The sequence below is a fragment of the Methylobacterium fujisawaense genome, assembly GCF_039619325.1.
Classification (GTDB): Bacteria; Pseudomonadota; Alphaproteobacteria; order Rhizobiales; family Beijerinckiaceae; genus Methylobacterium; species Methylobacterium fujisawaense.
This window is the reverse complement of sequence record NZ_CP155000.1, coordinates 760,918-779,938: the sequence shown is the minus strand read 5'-3', so window position 1 is coordinate 779,938 and position 19,021 is coordinate 760,918. Positions and strand designations below refer to the sequence as shown.

The window sequence follows — 19,021 nt, the reverse complement described above, 5'->3', positions numbered from 1 at the left end:
TCCGTGCCGTCAGGCCGGGAAGGCCGCGCGGATCTGCTCGGCAAACCGCACGAACGCCGCGCTCGGCTGGCTGTCCCTGCGGTGGACCAGCAGGGTCTGGGCGTGTCCGTCGCCATCCGGAAGCGGATGGACCGATACGCGCCCGGCGCGGCGGGCGGGCTCCGCGACGACGCGCGGGATCAACGTCACGCCCAATCCGGCGGCCACGCAGCCGAGGATGCCGTCGAGGGTCCCGAATTCCATGCGGCGGACATGCACGAGGCCCTGCCGGGCCAGAAAGTCCTCCAGGCGCCTCCGGTACGTGCAGCCGGCCCGGAACACGAGCACCTTCGCCTCCCGCGCGCGGCCCAGCCGGTCGAGCAGCGCCGCCGGGTCGCCGACGGCCGGATGCGCCACCAGCACCAGATCCTCCGTGAGCACCGGGATCGCGACGAGGTCGGCCTGAATGACCGGACCGGCGACGAAAGCCCCTTCGAGGACCCTGTCGAGAACCCGGGCGATCAGCTGCTCCGTCGGGCCGGTCTCCAGCTCGATGTCCACCTCCGGGTGGCGGGCGGCGAAGGCGGCGAGCGGACCGGGCAGGCGCAGGGCCGCGGTCGTCTCCATGGCGCCGATCCGCAGCGGTCCGCGCGGCTCGCCCTCGGAGAGCAGCGCATGCCGCGCCTCCGACAGCAGCCGCCCGACCTGGATCGCGTAGGGCAGGAGCCGCTCTCCGGCCCGGGTCAGCGTCACCCCACGGCTGCCGCGGTGGAAGAGCGGCACCTGCAGGGCTTGCTCCAGCGCCCGGATCCGCCCGGTGACGTTCGACTGCACGGTGTTGAGCCGGGCCGCCGCGCGCCCGATGCCGCCGGTCTCGGCGACGGCGGCGAAGAACATCAGGTCGGTGCTGTTCATGCCATCTGCTTTCGCGATGACATCCTTCTGAAGGAATCATTTTTTCTGCGTCAAGCGGGTCGATAAGCCTGAGATCCCGTCGGCGGCGCCGCGTGCGCGACCGAGGGTCGAGCCGGATGCGAAGCGGGGAGGGACCATGGCTCTGAGGACACGACTCACCGAGGCCTTCGGGCTGCGCCATCCGGTCGTGCTGGCCCCCATGGACCCGGCATCGGGCGGGGTCCTGGCTGCGGCCGTGAGCGCGGCCGGCGGACTCGGGCTGATCGGCGGCGGCTACGGCGATCACGACCGGCTCCAGCGGGAGTTCGCCGCCGCCGGCAACCAACGGGTCGGCTGCGGCTTCATCACGTGGTCCATGGCCCGGGACCCGTCGCTCCTCGACGCGGCGCTCGCCCGCGCCCCCGCCGCCCTGATGCTCTCCTTCGCCGATCCCGCCCCCTTCGCCGCGCGGATCCGGGCGGCCGGCGTGCCCCTGATCTGCCAGGTTCACACCCTCGCGCATGCCCGGCGCGCCCTGGAGGTCGGTGCGGCCGTCGTGGTCGCCCAGGGGACGGAGGCTGGCGGCCACGGGCTCGCCGCGCGCGGGACGATGGCCTTCGTGCCCGTCGTCGCCGATCTGATCGCCCGGGAGCACCCGGAGACCCTGCTGCTGGCGGCGGGCGGCATCGCCGATGGCCGCGGTCTCGCCGCGGCCCTGGCCCTCGGGGCCGACGGCGTGCTCGTGGGCACGCGGTTCTGGGCGACCCGAGAGGCCCTGATCCACCCGGCCGCGAAGCAGCGGGTGCTCGCCGCAACCGGCGACGACACGGTGCGTACGCGGGTCTACGACATCGCCCGGCAGCGGCCCTGGCCGGCATCCTATACCGGCCGGCTCCTGCGCAACGCCTTCATCGACACCTGGCACGGCCGCGAGGACGCGCTTCACGCGGCCGCCGCCGAGCGGCGACGGGACGTGGAGGAGGCCGACGCGGCGGGCGATTACGATGTCGCCAACGTCACGGTCGGGGAGGCCGTCGGGCTGATCGAGGATCTGCCGGGAGCCGGCGACGTGGTGCGGCGGATCGCCGACGAGGCGGAGGCCGCGATCCGCCGCAGCGCCGGCCACATGGCGGCGCCGTGACGGCCTCGGCAAAGCGTGACTACGCAGGGCCGGAGCCGGCCGGAACCTCGGCGTTGCCAACGGCTTAGCGTGACGGCAAACCGCCGCGGTTGTTCACGCCGGAGTCGTCCATGCGTATCGGTCTGATCTCGGTCCTGTCCGGCCTGCTCCTGTGGAGCGCGACCCCAGGCGCAGCCCGCGCGGATGTGGTCGTGAACGTCGACAAGACCACCCAGCGCATGGAGGTCTCGGTCAACGGCCAGCCGCGTTATTCCTGGCCCGTTTCCACCGGCGTCGCGAGCTACGACACCCCGTCCGGCTCCTACCGGCCCTTCCGGATGGAGCGGACGCATTTCTCGAAGGAGTGGGACGACGCCCCCATGCCCTTCGCGATGTTCTTCACCACCCAGGGCCACGCCATTCACGGCACCAACCATGTCCGCAGCCTCGGGCGTGCGGCCTCGCATGGCTGCGTGCGCCTGTCGGTGCGCAACGCCGCGACCCTGTTCAACCTCGTCAAGGCCGAGGGCGTGGGCCGGACGCGGGTCGTGATCGAGGGCGCGGACGTCCCGATGGCGGATCGGGGCCAGCGGGGGACGCGCGTCGCCCGCCGCCGCAACCCCTATCAGCCGGACGATCTGCTGGCGGACAACGATCAGATGGGCCGCCGGTCGCTGCCGGCGTATTATCGTCCCGCCGGGTCCGGCTACGCGCCCGCAACCGTCTACGGATACCCGGCCGAGACCGACGGGATGGACGGCTGGTAGCCCGGCCTCGGACGGCATCGTCCAGGCACGATCGTCATGCGCGGCCGCCGCGACCCATTGCCGAGAGCGTGATGCCGGCCTAGCTCCTGCGCGGCCATCAGAGCCCCTCGCGGCCGATGCTGCGATTTCAGACGGACGGAGACACCCCCAAGATGCCCTTCGCTTTCTGCCGCTCCCTCCCCTTTGCCGCCCTGGCGCTCGCGGCGGCCACCGTGCCGGGTTACGCCCTCGAGGTGACGCGCTCGGCCGACATCGCCGCGCCCCCGGCCAAGGTCTGGCAGACCATCGGCGAGTTCTGCGGCATCGGCGACTGGCATCCCGCCATCGAGAAGTGCGTCCTGTCCGACAAGGACGGCATGAAGGTCCGCACCCTCAGCCTGAAGGGTGGCGGCACCATCAAGGAGGAGCAGGTCTCCCGGGACGACAAGGTGATGAGCTACACCTACACGATCCTGGAGAGCCCGCTGCCAGTTTCGGACTACAAGTCCACGCTCTCGGTCGCCCCCGCGGAATCCGGCTCCAAGGTGACCTGGACCGGGACCTTCAACGCCAAGGGCGCGCCGGACACGGTCGCCAAGGACGCGATCCAGGGCATCTACGATTCCGGCCTGAAGGCGATCTCCGAGAAAGCGAAGTAGGCTCCGTCACGATTCGGAGCGCGCTGCCGGACCCGATCGTCGGCAGCGCGCGCCAACCTCTTCTGAAGACAGCCTGTTTCGCGGTCTCGACCCTGACCGTCCGCCCGCCGCGCCCGATCGGCCTGCGACCGGGGCGATTGACCCACTGCCAAGCTCGGCTCACAACCCCGGCGGCGCAGCCCGTGCGCCCCAACAGGATGACAGCCGTGCCCGCGTCCCGTCGATCGATGCGTCTCAGCCTCGCCGCCCTCGCCGTCGCGGCGTTGGGCGCCTGTCAGCAGCGCGCTGCGCCCGCGGTCTCCGAGCCCTCGCCCGTCATTCCGGCCCCGATCGTCCTGCCGACGGGCAGCGGCTGCGGCCCTGAGATCGCCCGGACCAAGGCGATCGTCGACAGCGACGTGGCCACCGGCAATCTCAACAAGCCCGTGGGCGACCGCTTCGGCGCCGACCTCGCCCAGGCCGCGGCGGAATGCGCGGCCGGCAAGTCCGGCGAAGCCCTGCACCTGCTCGCCGCCGCCAAGAGCCGGTATGGCTATCGCTGATCGGACCGCGGCCGGTCCGACCCGCTCGCGCAGGATCGGCCGCATCCCCTTGACGGGCTGAGCTTTGCGGCATCACGAGCGGTTCCGACCCGCCCCCATCCGGAAGCGGCGGAGCGTTGCCGAGCCTGCACGAAGGGCCGTCCAGCCGGCCACGCCGCTTTCTGCGGGCCGCCGTCGCGGCCGTGGATGCGGATGGGTTCGCACGGGGGTGCGGTCCGGGACGTAAACCGCGCTGGAGCGGATGCCAGGGTCCGGCTAGATCACGAACAGCAGGTTCAGTCCGGCGCGCCGAAACCCTTCCTCGGCGATCTTCAGATCGAGCCCATAGGACGCGATGTCGTCCGCGACCGGGTCGAGGGTCGGCGCCCGGTGCTGGTGCAGGTGCTTGATGTAACTGTGGCAGGTCGTGCAGGTCTCGACCTGGACGTCCTTCGAGACCTCGTCGAGGCCGTAATAGCTGACGCCCTCGCCGTCGCCGCAGGCGGTGCAGCGGATCCGGACGTGATTCCAATACGTGCCGCAGAGCGAGCAGCTCAGGTAACGCGCCTTGTCGGCCGGGGTCCAGGCGACGATGACGCTCGCCACAGGCGCGCCGCCGCAGCAGGGGCAGACCCCGTCGGCCACGGGCTTCAGGGTCTTCGTGTCGAGCCACGCAGCCTGCTCGGCAAGACGAACCTGCAGGGCCGCCGAGACGAACACGCATTCGGCGATCCGGTCCACCGGCAGCGCCCCCTCGAAGACCTGGAGGGCCAGATCGAGGCGATCCTCCCGGGACGCCGCGCGCAGGCTCTCGCGCGCCGCGACCGAGGCCTCAGGCGCCGTCGTGAGGTCGAGTTCGGCGAGCAGCGCCAGGAGCCCGTCGTCGAACCCCCGGTCCGCCTCGAGGCTATGCCGCGACAGGGGCGGCATGCCGTGCTCGCTCCGCAGCGCCAGATCGGAGGCCTCCGGAAGCGATGCCGGCGGCCCCTTCGCCTGGATCACGGCCTGAGCCCGGGCGACCTCGGCGACGAACCGGAGATAGGCCTCCATCGGATGCCCGGGGGCCGCCTCGAGAAGGCGCGCGGACCGGTCGGCGAACAGCCGTGCGGGATCGGGCAAGCGGACGAAGGGCACCGACCCGGAAATCCCGATCTTGTCGGGATCGGGCTTCAGCTCGCTGAAATCCCGGCGGCGGGGGCTCGTCGCGGGTGCTGCGGTCGGCGTCTCGTCCGCGGCCGGAGCCGCGGATTTCCGCTTGAAGAAACGGGCCAAGGCTCAGGATCCGCGCTTGTCCACCGAACCCCGGCGGCCCGTGCCGCCGGCCATCTGACGGAACCACTTGCGGTGATGGCGGTAGGCCCAGCCGCCCGTGACCGTGCCGCGGACCATCGCCCGGCCGGTGCCGCGGACCCAGATGCCGGCGTAGATGTGCACCACGATGATCGCGATGGCGATCACCGCGGCGAGGGAGTGGGCCAGGAGCGCCCAGCGCTGGGTCTCGATGGAGGTGAGGCCGCCGAAATAGGTGTTCCAGATCACGAGCCCGGTGACGAACATCACGCCGATCAGCGCGGTCTGCCCCCAAAACACGCCCTTCTGTCCGGCATTGTACTTGCCGAGTTCCGGGAGCCGGTCCTCACGGTTGGTGACCACGTCGCCGATATGCTTCGTCCACTCGACATCGTCCTTGTTGGGGATGTTGAGCTTCCAGAAGCGCACGAACAGGAAGAAGAAGCTGACCGCCAGCGCCACGCCGAACCAGGGATGGATCGCCCGGGTCGCCTGCCCGCCGCCGAACAGGCCGGTGAGCGAGAACAGGTAGGGCGTGAACATCGCCAGGCCCGACAGGGTCAGCAGCGTGAACAGGATCGCGGTGATCCAGTGGTTCACGCGCTGCACGCCGGTGTAGCGCGGGACGTACAGCACCTCCGTCGCCTCGGACTTGGCGTGGTGCAGGGGGCGGGGATCGCCATCCCGGATGTCGCGGTGGATCGTCATCGACCTTCACTCGCCTGATGCGGCGCCGGCCCCGCATCGCGGCGGAGGGGGCTCTCTGAAACTCAAGATAGGGGCTGTCGGCCCCGCCGTCTTCGATTCCCCGATCCCTGCGTCGTCGGAGGGGACCGCGGATCTCCTCGCCCCTTCGGGAGAGGGCGTCCGTCGCGTTGCCCGGGCCGCAGAGCGACCCGGGCTTGGTCTCAGTGCGGCCGGGCCTCGCCGCCGCCGGTCTCCCGGCGCTTGGCCTCGTCGTATTCGACCGCCTCTTCCTCCTCTTCGGGCACGACCTCGTTGGGGCCGGCCGTCACGTAGTGGAAGAAGCCCGCCACCGCGGCGAAGCCCATGGCGGCGAGACCGAACACCTTGGCTCCGCCCTTCCAGAAGGCGACGAGCGGCGAGATCTTCGGGTCGTTCGGCAGACCGGCGTAGAGGCTCGGCTGGTCGGCGTGGTGCAGCACGTACATGACGTGCGTGCCGCCGACGCCGGCCGGGTCGTAGAGGCCGGCATGCGCGAAGCCGCGCGACTTCAGATCCTCGACGCGGTCATGCGCCTGGTCGATCATGGCCTGCTTGGTGCCGAACATGATCGAGCCGGTCGGGCAGGCCTTGGCGCAGGCCGGAGCCTGACCCACCGCCACCCGGTCCGAGCACAGGGTGCACTTGTACGCCTTGTGGTCGGTCTGGCTGATGCGCGGGATGTTGAAGGGGCAACCCTTCACGCAATAGCCGCAGCCGATGCAGTTCTCCTCGATGAAGTCGACGATGCCGTTGGAGTACTGCACGATCGCGCCGGGGGACGGGCAGGCCTTCAGGCAGCCCGGCTCGGTGCAGTGCATGCAGCCGTCCTTGCGGATCAGCCATTCGAGGTTCTGGGTCTCGGGGTTCTCGTACTCGGTGAACCGCATCAGGGTCCACGACTTCGGGGTGAGGTCGTGGGGGTTCTGATACGTGCCCGTGTTGACGCCGATATCGTCGCGGAGGTCGTTCCACTCCTCGCAGGCCGATTGGCAGGCCTTGCAGCCGATGCACTTCGACACGTCGATGAGCTTGGCGACCTCCACCTGGCGGCGGATCTCCGGCGGCGTCTCCGTGGAGGCGGAACGCTGGCGGATGTCGAGGGAGCTGTAGTCAGCCATGATTCAGCTCCCCTTACGCGACGGCATCGGACGGAGGCGTGGTCGGCTCGATATTCACGAGCCAAGCCTTGAACTCCGGCGTCTCGGTGTTCGCGTCGCCCACGACCGGCGTGAGCGAGTTCGGGTGCCATCCTTTCTTGGTGTGGCCCATGAAGCCCCAGTGCTGCGGGATGCCGACGACGTGGACCGGCTTGCCGTCGCAGATCAGCGGCTTGATGCGCTTCGTCACCACGGCCTTCGCCTTCAGGGAGCCGCGCTTCGACCAGACGCGGACCCAGCCGCCCTTGGCGATGCCCTTCTCCTTGGCGAGTTCCTCCGAGATCTCCACGAAGGCCTCCGGCTGGAGGATCGCGTTGATCCGGGCGTGCTTGGTCCAGCCGTGGAAGTGCTCGGTCAGGCGGTAGCTCGTCGCCGCGTAGGGGAAGTCCTTCGCATCGCCGAGATCGGCCAAATCGTCCTTGAAGATGCGGGCCGCGGGCGCGCCCTTGATCTTCGGGAAGGCGACGTTCTGCACCGGGGACTCGAAGGGCTCGTAGTGCGTCGGGAACGGCCCGTCGCGCATGAGTCCGCGGGTCCACAGGCGGGCGACGCCCTCCTGGTTGAGGATGAACGGACCGACGCCCTTATCGGGGGCGACGGTGACGCCGTAATCCGGCACGTCGAAGCCGATCCACTGCTTGCCGTTCCACTCGATGAGCTTCTTCTTCTCCGACCACGGACGACCCTCGGGGTCGCACGAGGCGCGGTTGTAGAGCACGCGCCGGTTGGCCGGCCACGCGAAGGCCCAGTTGGGCGCGATGCCGCGATCGCCGGGATCGGTGTTGTCCCGGCGGGCCATCATGTTGCCCTTCTCGGTGTAGCAGCCCGAGTAGATCCAGCAGCCGCAGGCCGTGGTGCCGTCGTCCTTGAGCTGGGCGAAGCCGTCGACCTGCTTGCCCGCCGGGATGACGGTCCCGTTGAGATCCGGCGTCGGCGCGAGCGTGTAGCCGTTGAGCTCGCGGGCGAGCTCCGTGGGCGTCGGCGACTCGGCGATCGCGTAGTCCCACTTCAGATTGACGATGGGGTCGGAGAAGGCCCCGCCGTCCTTCTTGTAGGCTCCGCGGATGCGCAGGAAGATCTCCGACATGATCTCGATGTCGGAGCGGCACTCACCCGGCGCGTCCTGGGCCTGCCAGTGCCATTGCAGCCACCGGCTGGAGTTCGACAGCGAGCCTTCCTCCTCCACGAACAGGGTGGTCGGCAGTTCGAACACCTCGGTCTGGATCTTGGTCGGATCGACGTCGTTGTACTCGCCGTGGTTCTCCCAGAACCGCGCCGTCTCGGTCTTGAGCGGATCCATCACCACCAAGAATTTCATCTTGGAGAAGGCTTCCGTCATCTTGGCGCGGTTCGGGAACGACAGCAGGGGGTTGAAGCCCTGGATGACGTAGCCGGTCATCTTGCCCTGCTTGGCGAGCTCGAACCCACGCAGCACGTCGTAGGTCGGCACGTCGAGCTTGGGCAGGTAGTCGTAGGCCCAGTCGTTCTCCTTCTGGGCCTTGTCGCCCCACATCGCCTTCTGGAACGAGACGAAGAACTTGTTGTAGTTCTGCCAGTAGCTCGTCTGCCCCGGGCGCAGCGGCTTGAACTGCCGCTTGGCGATGTAGCTCGCGTAGTCGGGCTCCTTCTCCACGGGGATGTTCAGATACCCGGGGATGAGATTGCTCATCAGCCCGATATCGGTCAGCCCCTGGATGTTGGAGTGGCCGCGCAGGGCGTTCATGCCACCGCCCAGCATGCCGATGTTGCCCAGCAGCGTCTGCACGATGCACATCGAGCGGATGTTCTGCGAGCCCTTGGAATGGTGCGTCCAGCCGAGCGCATAGAGCGACGTCATCACCCGGTCGGGCGCGGCCGTCGTGGCGATCAGCTCGCAGACCTTGAGGAAGGTCTCCTTGGGCGAGCCGCAGATCTTCTCCACCATCTCGGGCGTGTAGAGCGCCACGTGCTTCTTCAGCAGCTGCATGACGCAGCGCGGGTGCTGCAGCGTCTCGTCGACCACGGCGTAGCCGTCGGGACCGATCTCGTAGTCCCAGGTGGTCTTGTCGTAGTCGCGCTTGTCCGCGTCGTAGCCCGCGAACAGACCCTCGCTGAAGTCGTAGCCCTCGCGGACCACGTACCCGGCGTTGGTGTAGGCGGAGACGTAGCGGTGCTGCAGCTTGTCGTTGTCGAGCAGGTACTTGGCCACGCCCGACAGGAACGCGATGTCGGTCCCCTGCCGGATCGGGCAGTAGAGATCGGCCACCGACGCCGTGCGGGTGAAGCGCGGATCGACGACGATCAGCTTGGCGTTGTTATGGGCCTTCGCCTCGACGACCCACTTGAAGCCGCAGGGGTGAGCCTCGGCGGCATTGCCGCCCATCACGGTGATCACGTCCGCGTGCTTGATGTCCATCCAGAGGTTGGTCATCGCACCGCGTCCGAAGGAGGGCGCCAAACTGGCGACCGACGGACCGTGTCAAACCCTGGCCTGATTGTCGAAGACCAGGGCCCCCATGCTTCGGACGGTCTTGTAGGTCAGCCACGCCGTCTCGTTGGTCGTGGCCGAGGCCGCCAGGAATCCGGTCGTGGTCCAGCGGTTGACCGTGAGATCGCCGTTCTTGGCCACGAAGTTCTGGTCGCGGTCCTCCTTCATGAGCTTCGCGATCCGGTCGAGGGCGAAGTCCCAGGAGACGCGCTTGAACTCCGAGGAGCCCGGGGCGCGATGGAGCGGGTACTTGGTCCGGGTCTCGGCGTGCACGAAGTCGAGGAGCGCCGAGCCCTTGGGGCAGAGCGTGCCGCGGTTGATCGGATGATCGGGGTCACCCTCGATGTGCATCACCGAGGAGCGCGCGTTCTTCGAGCGATCGCCCAGGCTGTACAGGATGACGCCACACGCGACCGAGCAATACGGGCACGTGTTGCGGGTCTCGCGCATCTGCGCGAGCTTGAAGGGCCGCACCGCGGCGGCCATAGCGGGCTCGAGTCCCCCGAACCCGAGGGCACCCAGCGAGCCGCCCGCGAGGCCGGCGCCGGCCCCCTTGAGCAGGCCACGCCTTGAGACCTGGACAGTCATCTCCGCCTCACAGAAAAGCGATCTGGTATAATTCCAGGGTGTCCCAAAAAAGCCCGCGCGAGGCAAGTGCGGTTGCGTGACACAGCAAGTCCCTGTGTCTCGGACGAAGCACCACGTTCGTCCGAGCCGGTATCATCCTGCCGAGAAACGATTTCTTTACTTGCTGGGGATCGCCGGATTCATCCCCGAGGGGCTCGCCGTGCGGTGCTCCAGGGGAGCCTGCGGCTCCGTGGCGGACGAGCCGCCGGGATTGGCCTGCGGAACCGGGCGGTTGGCGTTTTCCTTAGTCGATTGGCCGCCCGGGTCCGGCGCATCCTTGGCGGCCGATTGCTCGCGGGGAACCGGCGCCTGGCTCCAACCGTCCTGGGCGCTGCGGGATTTGTCGCCCATCGCGTCGACCCCCTTGATCTCGCCCGGCTTGGTCTGCGCGAGGCACGGGGTGCCGACCGTCACCGCCCCGAAGAGCACCAGCATCATCAGGGGAATCGAGCGAGGCAAGGGACGTCTCCGGGGAACGGGGAGGGGGATGCGCGAGCAACGTGCCCTGCACCGCCCCAGTTCCGGCCTGCGACACCGCCCCTCCGAGAGGCCGCCGGATCGGACGACCCGTCGATGCGCCGGCGTCGGTGACGGCTCCTTAACCACGCCCTGCAACGCTGCGTGCTGGCAGGTGCGAGGATCGCCCCATCATGTCGAAGCCGCATTCGGAGCGCGCCTCCGAACTCGAACAGATTCCAGACGCAGCGCCGCTCCCCCCCGGCGTCCGCCGCCATCTCGGCCAGACGCTGCGCACGCTCTATACCGATACGCTGTCGGCCCCCGTCGACGAGCGCCTCAAGGCCCTGATCGCCCAGCTCAGCAAGCCGAAGCGCTGACGCAGCCCGCCACCGGCGCGATCGCCGGACATCCGGATGGGACAGGGCAGGGACCTCGCGTCGCACCGCCCGCGCCTCCCGGGCCGAGGCCCACTCAAGTGCGCTATCGCACATAAGATTGTTCGTTCTGAGAAACCCGATCCGGCATTGCGATTCTTCTCCTGTCGCGGAGATCCGGAGAAGATCCATGCGTTCTGGCGGCCTACTGCGCTGATCCGCCTTGCATTCTGGCCGACGACGCCATTCCTGAGCGAGCGATGCCATCCCGCGTGTCCGCGTCCGAGTCTTGACTTCGTTCGGTAAAAAGAACGATTTCCGGCCTCTGGGGATGCAGGTCCCCTGGATCGCAATCGCGCATGGCGGGGGATCGGACGTGATGAAGAACGCTGTAGGTCGCGGCCGGATGGCCCGGGCGATCGGGTTCTCCCTGCTGGCGGGTGCCGGCCTGTGGGCCTGCGTGCTGCCGGCCACGGCCGAGACCGCGCTCCTCAACGTCTCGTACGATCCGACCCGCGAGCTCTATCGGGAGATCAACGCCGCCTTCGCGGAGGAGTGGAAGGCGAAGACCGGCGAAGCGATCACGATACGGGCCTCGCATGGCGGGTCGGGGGCGCAGGCGCGCACGGTGATCGACGGCGTCGACGCCGACGTGGTCACCCTCGGCATCCCGTCCGACATCGACGCGATCGCCAAGCTCACGCACAAGATCCCGGAGGATTGGCGCAGCAAGCTGCCCAACACCGCCACGCCCTACACCTCGACGGTGGTGTTCCTCGTCCGCAAGGGCAACCCGAAGGGCATCAAGGACTGGGCCGACCTGATCAAGCCCGACGTCAAGGTGATCACCCCGAACCCGAAGACGTCCGCCGGCGGGCGCTGGAACTTCCTCGCCGCCTGGGGCTACGCCTACGGGACCGACAAGGACGCCGCCAAGGCCGACGCCTTCGTCGGGCAGGTCTACAAGAACGTCCCGGTGCTCGACACCGGCGCCCGCGGCTCGACCGTGACCTTCGCCCAGCGCGGGCTCGGCGACGTGCTCCCCACCTGGGAGAACGAGGCCTACCTCGTGCTCCAGGAATTCGGGGCCGACAAGTTCGACATCGTCTCGCCGCCGAGCTCGATCTACGCCGAGCCGCCGGTGGCCCTCGTGGCGGTCAACGCCGAGCGGAAGGGTACCACCAAGGCCGCGCAGGCCTATCTCGACTTCCTCTACACCGACCGCGCCCAGGCGATCTTCGCCAAGCACCATTACCGGCCGATCCGCCGGGAGGCGGCCGCCCAGGCCGACCTCGCACAGCTGCCCGACATCAAGCTGTTCAAGATCGAGGATCTCCAGGGCTCCTGGGACGAGATCCAGAAGCGGAACTTCGATGCCGGCGGTCTGTTCGATCGGCTGAGCCGGGCCGGCCGCTGAAGGGCGCATCATGGTCGAGACGCACCGCCCCCGATGGACATTCCGTCGGCCGAGCGTGATCCCGGGCTTCGGGATCAGCTTCGGCTACACCCTGACCTGCCTGGGGCTGATCGTGCTCCTGCCGCTCGCCGGGCTGGTGGTGAAGGCGTCGGGGCTGGGCCTGTCCGGCATCTGGGACGTCGCCACCGACCCGCGGGTGGCGAGCGCCCTGCGGATCAGCTTCGGCGTCTCGGCGCTCGCGGCCCTCGTGGCCTCGACCTTCGGCTTCCTCGTGGCCTGGGTTCTGACCCGCTACCGCTTCCCCGGCCGCAAGCTGGTCGACGCGGCGGTCGACCTGCCCTTCGCGCTGCCGACCGCGGTCGCCGGTATCGCGCTCGCCTCGCTCTACGCGCCGGACGGGCTGCTCGGCGCGCCCCTCGCACGCCTCGGCATCCAGGCGGCCTACACGCCGTTGGGCATCTTCATCGCCATGGTGTTCATCGGCCTGCCCTTCGCCGTGCGGACCGTCCAGCCGCTGATCGCCGAGATCGACAAGGAGATCGAAGAGGCCTCCGCGACCCTCGGGGCGACGCGGTTCGCCACCCTGACCAGGGTCGTGCTGCCGCCGCTGATTCCGGCTGTGCTCACCGGCTTCGCCCTGGCCTTCGCCCGGGGCGTCGGCGAGTACGGCTCGATCATCTTCATCGCCGGCAACCTGCCCTATGTGTCGGAGATCGCGCCGCTGCTGATCGTCATCAAGCTCTCCGAGTTCGATTACGGGGGCGCGGCGGCCATCGCCACGATCATGCTCGGGATCTCGTTCCTGACGCTGCTGGCCATCAACCTGATCCAGGCCTGGTCACGGAGGCGGTTCGGCTATGTCTGAGATCTTCTCGCCCGCCTTCGTGCCGGCCACCAAGCAGGCTCCGGTCGCCTCAGAGGGAGCCGCGACCCGCACGGTCCTGATCGGGATCGCGGTGGCGTTCCTGGCGCTGTTCCTGGTTCTGCCGCTGTTCGCGGTCTTCATCCAGGCCTTCTCGAAGGGGCTCGGCGCCTTCCTAGACGCGTTCCGCGAGCCCGACGCCTGGAGCGCGATCCGCCTGACGCTCACGGTGGCGGCAATCGCGGTGCCGTTCAACGTGGTGTTCGGGCTGGCGGCCTCCTGGGCGATCGCCAAGTTCGAGTTCCCCGGCAAATCGCTGCTGATCACCCTGATCGACCTGCCGTTCTCGGTCTCGCCAGTGGTCTCGGGGATGATCTACGTGCTGCTGTTCGGCTCGCAGGGCCTGTTCGGCTCCTGGCTGATCGATCACGGCATCCAGATCCTGTTCGCGCTGCCGGGGATCGTGCTCGCCACAGTGTTCGTGACCTTCCCGTTCGTCGCCCGCGAGCTGATCCCGCTGATGCAGGAGCAGGGCACCGCCGAGGAAGAGGCGGCGCTGACGCTCGGCGCCTCGGGCCTGCACGCGTTCCGCACGGTGACGCTGCCCAATATCCGCTGGGGCCTGCTCTACAGCGTGCTCCTCTGCAATGCCCGGGCGATGGGCGAATTCGGCGCGGTGTCGGTGGTGTCGGGCCACATCCGCGGCCTGACCAACACCATCCCACTCCACGTGGAGATCCTCTATAATGAGTACAACTTCGTCGCCGCATTCGCCGTCGCTTCGCTCCTCGCCGTCCTTGCCCTCATCACCCTCGTCCTCAAATCCGTTCTCGAATGGCGCTTCGCGGGGGAGCTCGCGGGCGGCCGGTCTCACTGACCGGCCATCCACGGCCATCCGGGTCGAGAACGTCTCGAAGACCTTCGACACGGCCGCGGTGCTGCACGACCTCTCCCTCGACGTGCGGGCGGGCGAGCTGATCGGATTGCTGGGCCCCTCGGGCTCGGGCAAGACGACGCTGCTGCGGATCATCGCCGGCCTCGACGCGCCGGACAGAGGACGCATCCTGTTCGGGGACGACGACGCGACCGGGCTCGCCGTGCAGGAGCGCGCGGTGGGCTTCGTGTTCCAGCACTACGCCCTGTTCAAGCACATGAGCGTGGCCGACAACATTGCCTACGGCCTGAACGCGCGCCGCCGGGCCGACCGGCCGGCCAAGGCCGAGATCAAGCGCCGGGTCGGCGACCTCCTCGACCTGATCCGGCTCTCGGGCTTCGGCGATCGCTACCCGTCGCAGCTCTCCGGCGGCCAGCGCCAGCGGGTGGCGCTCGCCCGGGCGCTCGCCGTCGAGCCGCGGGTCCTCCTGCTGGACGAGCCCTTCGGCGCCCTGGATGCCCAGGTCCGCAAGGACCTGCGCCGCTGGCTGCGCGAGATCCACGACCGCACCGGCCAGACCACGATCTTCGTCACCCACGACCAGGACGAGGCCCTGGAGCTGTCGGACCGCGTGGCGGTGCTCGACCGCGGGCGGCTGGAGCAGGTGGGCACCCCCGACGAGGTGCAGGAGAACCCGGCCTCCGCCACCGTGATGAAGTTCCTCGGCGATTCCGTCGAGGTGGAGGCCATCGCCGAGGGCGGCCGGGTGTCGGTCCGGGGCCGGGAGACGCCGGTTGCGGCGCCGGCCGGGACCATCGGTCCGGTCAAGCTCTATGTCCGGCCCTGGCAGTTGCAGCTCGCCGAGCCCGAGGCCGCGCATCTCTCCGGCACCGTGCGCAGCTCGTACAGGACGCAGGGGCGTCAGCGGATCGAGGTGGTCGATGCCGAGGGGCGCGTGCTCGCGGTGGAGGATTTCGACGGGGTCCGCTACGCGGCCGGGCACCCGGTGGGCCTGCGGATCAACGGCGGCCACGTGTTCGGGTGACGCTCGCCAGCGGCAACGCAGCATCCTAGGCTCCCGTCCATGACCGTACCGAGTCGCGAACCCGCACCCGATGTCCTGGCCGCCATCGGCCAGACACCGCTGATCCGCCTGCGCCGGGCCTCCGAGGCGACCGGCTGCGACATCTACGGCAAGGCCGAGTTCCTCAATCCCGGCCTGTCGGTGAAGGACCGCGCGGCGCTCTCCATCGTGCAGGACGCGGAGGCGAAGGGCCTGATCCGGCCGGGCGGCACCATCGTGGAGGGCACCGCCGGCAATACCGGCATCGGCCTCGCCCTGGTGGCTTCCGTGCGCGGCTATCGGACCCTGATCGTCATCCCGGTCACGCAGTCCGAGGAGAAGAAGCAGACCCTACGGCTCGCGGGTGCCCGGCTGGTGGAAGTCCCGGCCGTGCCCTTCGCCAATCCGAACAATTACGTCCACGTGGCCCGGAGGCTCGCCGAAAAGCTCGCCGCCACCGAGCCGGCGGGCGCCTTCTTCGCCGACCAGTTCGACAACGTCGCCAACCGGCAGGCCCATGTGGAGGGCACCGGCCCGGAAATCTGGGCGCAGACCGGCGGCCGGGTCGACGGCTTCGTCTGCGCGGCCGGGACCGGCGGCACGCTGGCCGGCACCGCGGAGGCTTTGCGCGCCCGCAACCCGCAGGTGCGGATCGCGCTGTCCGATCCGGAGGGTTCGGCCCTCTACGCGCATTACACAACCGGGACCCTGAAGGCCGAGGGCAGCTCGATCACCGAGGGGATCGGCCAGGGGCGCATCACCCGGAACCTCGAAGGCTTCATCCCCGATCACGCCTTCCGGATCCCGGACCGCGAAGCCCTCGACATCGTCTTCGGGCTGATGCGGGAGGAGGGGCTGTCGCTGGGCGGCTCGTCGGGCATCAACGTCGCCGGGGCGATCCGGCTGGCCCGGGAACTCGGGCCCGGCCACACCATCGTGACGATCCTGTGCGACGGGGCGGCCCGTTACGCCTCGAAGCTGTTCAACCCGGCCTTCCTCACCGAGCGCAATCTGCCGGTACCAGGCTGGCTCGACGCCCCGCAGGATCCCCTGCCGGACTGGCACGCCTGAGCCGGGGGACCGCATCCGGACTTTTCCGCATAAAAGCGTAGCTTGGCGTTGAACGGAACGGAATGTCGCAGCGTTTGAACGGTCACGCTCGCACCAGCGCGACCGTCCGGAGAACGCGACCGATGTCCCTCGTCACCATTCTGCTCATCATCCTGATCATCCTGGCCTTCGGCGGCGGCGGCTTCCTCGGCGGCGGTGCGTATCGCGGACCCGGCTTCGGCCTGGGCGGCATCCTCCTGATCGTGCTGATCGTCCTGCTGGCGACCGGGCGGCTGTAAGGCGACCCTCTCCGCCTGGACGGACGCGCGCCGGCCTGCCGACGCTCCGTCCGCTCAGGCCAACTGGCGGGCGCAGGTCCGTCAGGCGGCCGGCGGCCGGCGGCCGTCCCGGCAGCGCGCCGGCTAGCGGCAGGTGATCGCCACCACCGCCGGCGCGGCCGCGGCCGGTCCGCCCTCCGGCCGCGGTGCAGCCGCGGGAAGACCTTGCGCGGCCAGGAAGGCCGCCACCGCCCGCGCCGGCACCAGCGGCAGGCGCGCGGGCGGGACCACCCCGGCGACGCGGCGCGGCGCCGAGGGATAGCGGGCCACGAGGCCGACGAGCCTGCCCGCGCGGTCGAGCACCGGCGCGCCGCCGGAGCCGGGTTGGAGCGCCGCGATCACATCGTCCCCGCGCGCCTCGCCGGGAGCGGCCAGGACCCCATCGGGACTCGGCGCGAGGGCGATCAGGTTGTCCTCGCCGGCGACGGACTCGGTCCGGATTGCGGGGCGGAACGGGGCGGGGGCGCCTTGCACCTCGAGAAGCGCGAGGCCGGCCGGATCGGTGGCGAGCACACGCGCCGGCGCCGACCCGATCTGGGGCTGGGCGCACCCGTCCAGCACGGCAGCGGCGGTCAGCACGCGTCCTGGCGCCACCACGAGGCCGGCGCCCGAAGCCGGAGCGGACGACAGGCTCGCCGGCCTCAGGGGCGCGGGGGCCTGCGGCTGGGGCACCGGATTGCCGGCGGCGCGGGTGGTCCCCGCTGGCGTCCCGGGGCTTGCCGGCATCTGCGCGGCCGGCGCTGCGGCGGGGTCCGGAAACGGCACGAAGGCATTCGCCACGGCGATGACGAGCCGGCCGACCTCCGGCGCGAGGGTGCGGTCATAGCCGAACAGGAAGCCGCGGACACCCTCCGGACCGGACGCATAGCGGATATAGGACAATCCCGGCCCGGTCTCGGCGGTGACCACCACGGTGTCCGGCCGCCGCAGCTTGTAGGTCACCTTGCGGCCGGGGAGCGGCGCGGTGGCCTTCTCGAAGAGGGAATCCAGGGTCTCGGTCCCGGGCGGGAAGGCGCGGGATTCCAGGGTCACGCGCCCGTCCTGGCTCTGCCAGCGGGTTCCGGAGGGGAGGGCGGTGCGCTTCGCCAGCAGGCGCTCCGGCACCCCCAACAGGGCGCCGCTCCCGGAATCGACCGCGACGCGGAAGCGCGCCGCGTTCCGCGCGGCGGCACCGGCGGCCAGCAGCGCGGACCGGCCGTGGGGATCGAGGGCATCGGCTCCCCCGGTCCGGGCGCCGTAGGCGTTGAGCGCCTCGAAGGTCCGGCGCCCGAAGGCTCCCGACACCACGGCGTTGAAGTCGCCGGTCCAGACCAGGGCGTCCTGGACCGCCTTGCGGTCGGCCTCCGGCAGGGCCTCGAAGGTCGCCTTCGCCGCCTCGAAGGCGGGATCGGCGGGAGCCACGGCAACCGGCGCCGGCCTCGGCGCGGTACGGGCCGGGACCGGCCGGTCCTGAGCCTGAACCGGCCCAAGGCCGAGGGCGATCAGGATCGCGAGCGGTGTCACGCGCCGGGAGCGGCCACGCGAGGCGCCCGGGAGCCGACACCGCGACGCATCACCCGAATCCATCGCCGCCCCCCGACCCCCGTCGTCGCGATCCTGGCAGAGGCCGCAGCGGCAGGCCAGACCAATCCGTCTCCGGCCACCGTGCGTCCGGGGCGACGATGCGCTAAAGGGCAGATGTCCGGTCCTGGGCGGCGGCCGGATTCCCGGATCGGTCGTCCGGCCATGCGATGCCGTCACGGTTCGACGCGGAGCCCGGCATGAGCGACACGAACACCACCTTCAAGAAGGCGCCCAAGCGCAAGGCCGCCAAGGGCAAGAGCATCAGCGTCTCTCCGGAGATGCGGCAGGCCTATGCCGACCTGATCCAGGAGCGCGCGGAGAAACAGGAAGTCTATGGCCGCCACCTGCCGCAGGATGAGACGCGCCGCCGGTAGCCGGAGGCCGGCCAAGGAATGCGGCGTCGCCGCGATTCGTCCGCGCCGGCGATAGCGGGGCGTCCGGCTCAGACGCCGGATCCAGGCCGCACCGGCAGCCGCCGACCGACCCGGTAAGGCCGTCCATTCAGCGCTTGCGCACGAATTCGGTGCGCAGAACCAAGCCCTTGATGGTGTCGTGGCGGCAATCGATCTCGTGCGGATCGTCCGTGAGCCGGATCGACCGGATGACCGTGCCCTGCTTGAGGGTCTGGTTCGCGCCCTTGACCTTCAGATCCTTGATCAGCGTGACCGAATCGCCGTCGGCGAGGGCGTTGCCGGCCGCGTCGCGGACCGCCGCCTTCTCGGGGGGCGCGGCCGCGGACCCGGGCGGGAGCCATTCGCCCGTCGCCGCGTCGTAGACGTAGGCCTCGTCGTCGTTCACAGCCGTACCCTGGGTTCGGATCGGGGCCGGGTCCTGT

General features: G+C 69.8%; 20 protein-coding genes. 12 read left to right on the top strand and 8 right to left on the bottom strand.

Features of this window, described 5'->3' with window-relative positions:
* Positions 1 to 9: 9 nt before the first annotated feature.
* Positions 10 to 894 (bottom strand): LysR family transcriptional regulator, encoded by an 885-nt coding sequence (locus tag ABC766_RS03685; RefSeq protein ID WP_345821171.1) that lies wholly within the window; start codon positions 892 to 894, stop codon positions 10 to 12.
* A 136-nt stretch (positions 895 to 1,030) separates the two neighbouring features.
* Here ABC766_RS03685 and ABC766_RS03680 point away from each other — a divergent pair, with 136 nt between their 5' ends.
* From ABC766_RS03680 to ABC766_RS03665, 4 genes are all read left to right on the top strand, one after another.
* Positions 1,031 to 2,014, top strand: coding sequence for a nitronate monooxygenase (locus ABC766_RS03680; protein WP_345821170.1), 984 nt, complete (start codon positions 1,031 to 1,033; stop codon positions 2,012 to 2,014).
* 110 nt (positions 2,015 to 2,124) lie between these two features.
* Positions 2,125 to 2,760, top strand: coding sequence for a L,D-transpeptidase (locus tag ABC766_RS03675; protein WP_043383475.1), 636 nt, complete (start codon positions 2,125 to 2,127; stop codon positions 2,758 to 2,760).
* A gap of 152 nt (positions 2,761 to 2,912) precedes the next feature.
* Positions 2,913 to 3,398: an SRPBCC family protein gene (locus ABC766_RS03670; protein WP_043347923.1), complete on the top strand. Its 486-nt coding sequence runs from the start codon at positions 2,913 to 2,915 to the stop codon at positions 3,396 to 3,398.
* A 197-nt stretch (positions 3,399 to 3,595) separates the two neighbouring features.
* Positions 3,596 to 3,940, top strand: a complete 345-nt coding sequence (locus ABC766_RS03665) for a hypothetical protein (protein WP_081948680.1) — start codon at positions 3,596 to 3,598, stop codon at positions 3,938 to 3,940.
* Positions 3,941 to 4,195: 255 nt separating this feature from the next.
* Here the strand turns inward: ABC766_RS03665 and fdhE are convergent, their stop codons facing one another.
* The 5 genes from fdhE to ABC766_RS03640 form a co-directional block, all read right to left on the bottom strand.
* Positions 4,196 to 5,191 (bottom strand): formate dehydrogenase accessory protein FdhE, encoded by a 996-nt coding sequence (gene fdhE, locus ABC766_RS03660; protein ID WP_345821169.1) that lies wholly within the window; start codon positions 5,189 to 5,191, stop codon positions 4,196 to 4,198.
* 3 nt (positions 5,192 to 5,194) lie between these two features.
* Positions 5,195 to 5,917, bottom strand: a complete 723-nt coding sequence (locus ABC766_RS03655) for a formate dehydrogenase subunit gamma (RefSeq protein WP_075379820.1) — start codon at positions 5,915 to 5,917, stop codon at positions 5,195 to 5,197.
* A 200-nt stretch (positions 5,918 to 6,117) separates the two neighbouring features.
* Positions 6,118 to 7,053: a formate dehydrogenase subunit beta gene (gene fdxH, locus ABC766_RS03650; RefSeq protein WP_043756175.1), complete on the bottom strand. Its 936-nt coding sequence runs from the start codon at positions 7,051 to 7,053 to the stop codon at positions 6,118 to 6,120.
* Between the two features lie 13 nt (positions 7,054 to 7,066).
* A complete protein-coding gene (gene fdnG, locus ABC766_RS03645; RefSeq protein WP_345821167.1) occupies positions 7,067 to 10,147 on the bottom strand; it encodes a formate dehydrogenase-N subunit alpha in 3,081 nt (1,026 codons plus the stop codon).
* Positions 10,148 to 10,303: 156 nt separating this feature from the next.
* A complete protein-coding gene (locus ABC766_RS03640) occupies positions 10,304 to 10,645 on the bottom strand; it encodes a hypothetical protein (protein ID WP_053609177.1) in 342 nt (113 codons plus the stop codon).
* A gap of 191 nt (positions 10,646 to 10,836) precedes the next feature.
* Here ABC766_RS03640 and ABC766_RS03635 point away from each other — a divergent pair, with 191 nt between their 5' ends.
* The 7 genes from ABC766_RS03635 to ABC766_RS03605 all read left to right on the top strand — a co-directional run bounded on the left by ABC766_RS03635 (position 10,837) and on the right by ABC766_RS03605 (position 16,584).
* Positions 10,837 to 11,022 carry a NepR family anti-sigma factor gene (locus ABC766_RS03635; protein ID WP_345821166.1) on the top strand — a complete coding sequence of 62 codons (186 nt, stop codon included), beginning with the start codon at positions 10,837 to 10,839 and terminating at the stop codon, positions 11,020 to 11,022.
* A 403-nt stretch (positions 11,023 to 11,425) separates the two neighbouring features.
* The gene (locus tag ABC766_RS03630) at positions 11,426 to 12,436 is read left to right on the top strand and encodes a sulfate ABC transporter substrate-binding protein (protein WP_427902313.1); all 1,011 of its coding nucleotides are present in this window, start codon (positions 11,426 to 11,428) and stop codon (positions 12,434 to 12,436) included.
* A gap of 10 nt (positions 12,437 to 12,446) precedes the next feature.
* Positions 12,447 to 13,301, top strand: a complete 855-nt coding sequence (gene cysT, locus ABC766_RS03625; RefSeq protein ID WP_043347891.1) for a sulfate ABC transporter permease subunit CysT — start codon at positions 12,447 to 12,449, stop codon at positions 13,299 to 13,301.
* Entirely contained in the window at positions 13,294 to 14,175 is an 882-nt protein-coding gene (gene cysW, locus ABC766_RS03620; RefSeq protein WP_075379821.1) for a sulfate ABC transporter permease subunit CysW, read from the top strand. The genes cysT and cysW overlap by 8 nt, the downstream gene beginning before the upstream one ends.
* Before the next feature lie 58 nt (positions 14,176 to 14,233).
* Entirely contained in the window at positions 14,234 to 15,217 is a 984-nt protein-coding gene (locus ABC766_RS03615) for a sulfate/molybdate ABC transporter ATP-binding protein (protein WP_427902285.1), read from the top strand.
* 39 nt (positions 15,218 to 15,256) lie between these two features.
* Positions 15,257 to 16,306, top strand: a complete 1,050-nt coding sequence (locus ABC766_RS03610; RefSeq protein WP_345821164.1) for a cysteine synthase A — start codon at positions 15,257 to 15,259, stop codon at positions 16,304 to 16,306.
* 122 nt (positions 16,307 to 16,428) lie between these two features.
* Entirely contained in the window at positions 16,429 to 16,584 is a 156-nt protein-coding gene (locus ABC766_RS03605; protein ID WP_085987623.1) for a DUF3309 domain-containing protein, read from the top strand.
* 123 nt (positions 16,585 to 16,707) lie between these two features.
* Here ABC766_RS03605 and ABC766_RS03600 read toward each other — a convergent pair whose 3' ends face one another.
* Entirely contained in the window at positions 16,708 to 18,189 is a 1,482-nt protein-coding gene (locus ABC766_RS03600; protein WP_427902284.1) for a S1 family peptidase, read from the bottom strand.
* A 194-nt stretch (positions 18,190 to 18,383) separates the two neighbouring features.
* Between ABC766_RS03600 and ABC766_RS03595 the strand changes: the two genes are divergently transcribed.
* Positions 18,384 to 18,560, top strand: a complete 177-nt coding sequence (locus tag ABC766_RS03595) for a hypothetical protein (protein ID WP_167380409.1) — start codon at positions 18,384 to 18,386, stop codon at positions 18,558 to 18,560.
* Positions 18,561 to 18,687: 127 nt separating this feature from the next.
* On the opposite strand, the gene ABC766_RS03590 is transcribed toward ABC766_RS03595, so the two are convergent.
* Positions 18,688 to 18,984 carry an alkylphosphonate utilization protein gene (locus ABC766_RS03590; protein WP_043347877.1) on the bottom strand — a complete coding sequence of 99 codons (297 nt, stop codon included), beginning with the start codon at positions 18,982 to 18,984 and terminating at the stop codon, positions 18,688 to 18,690.
* Positions 18,985 to 19,021 lie beyond the last annotated feature (37 nt).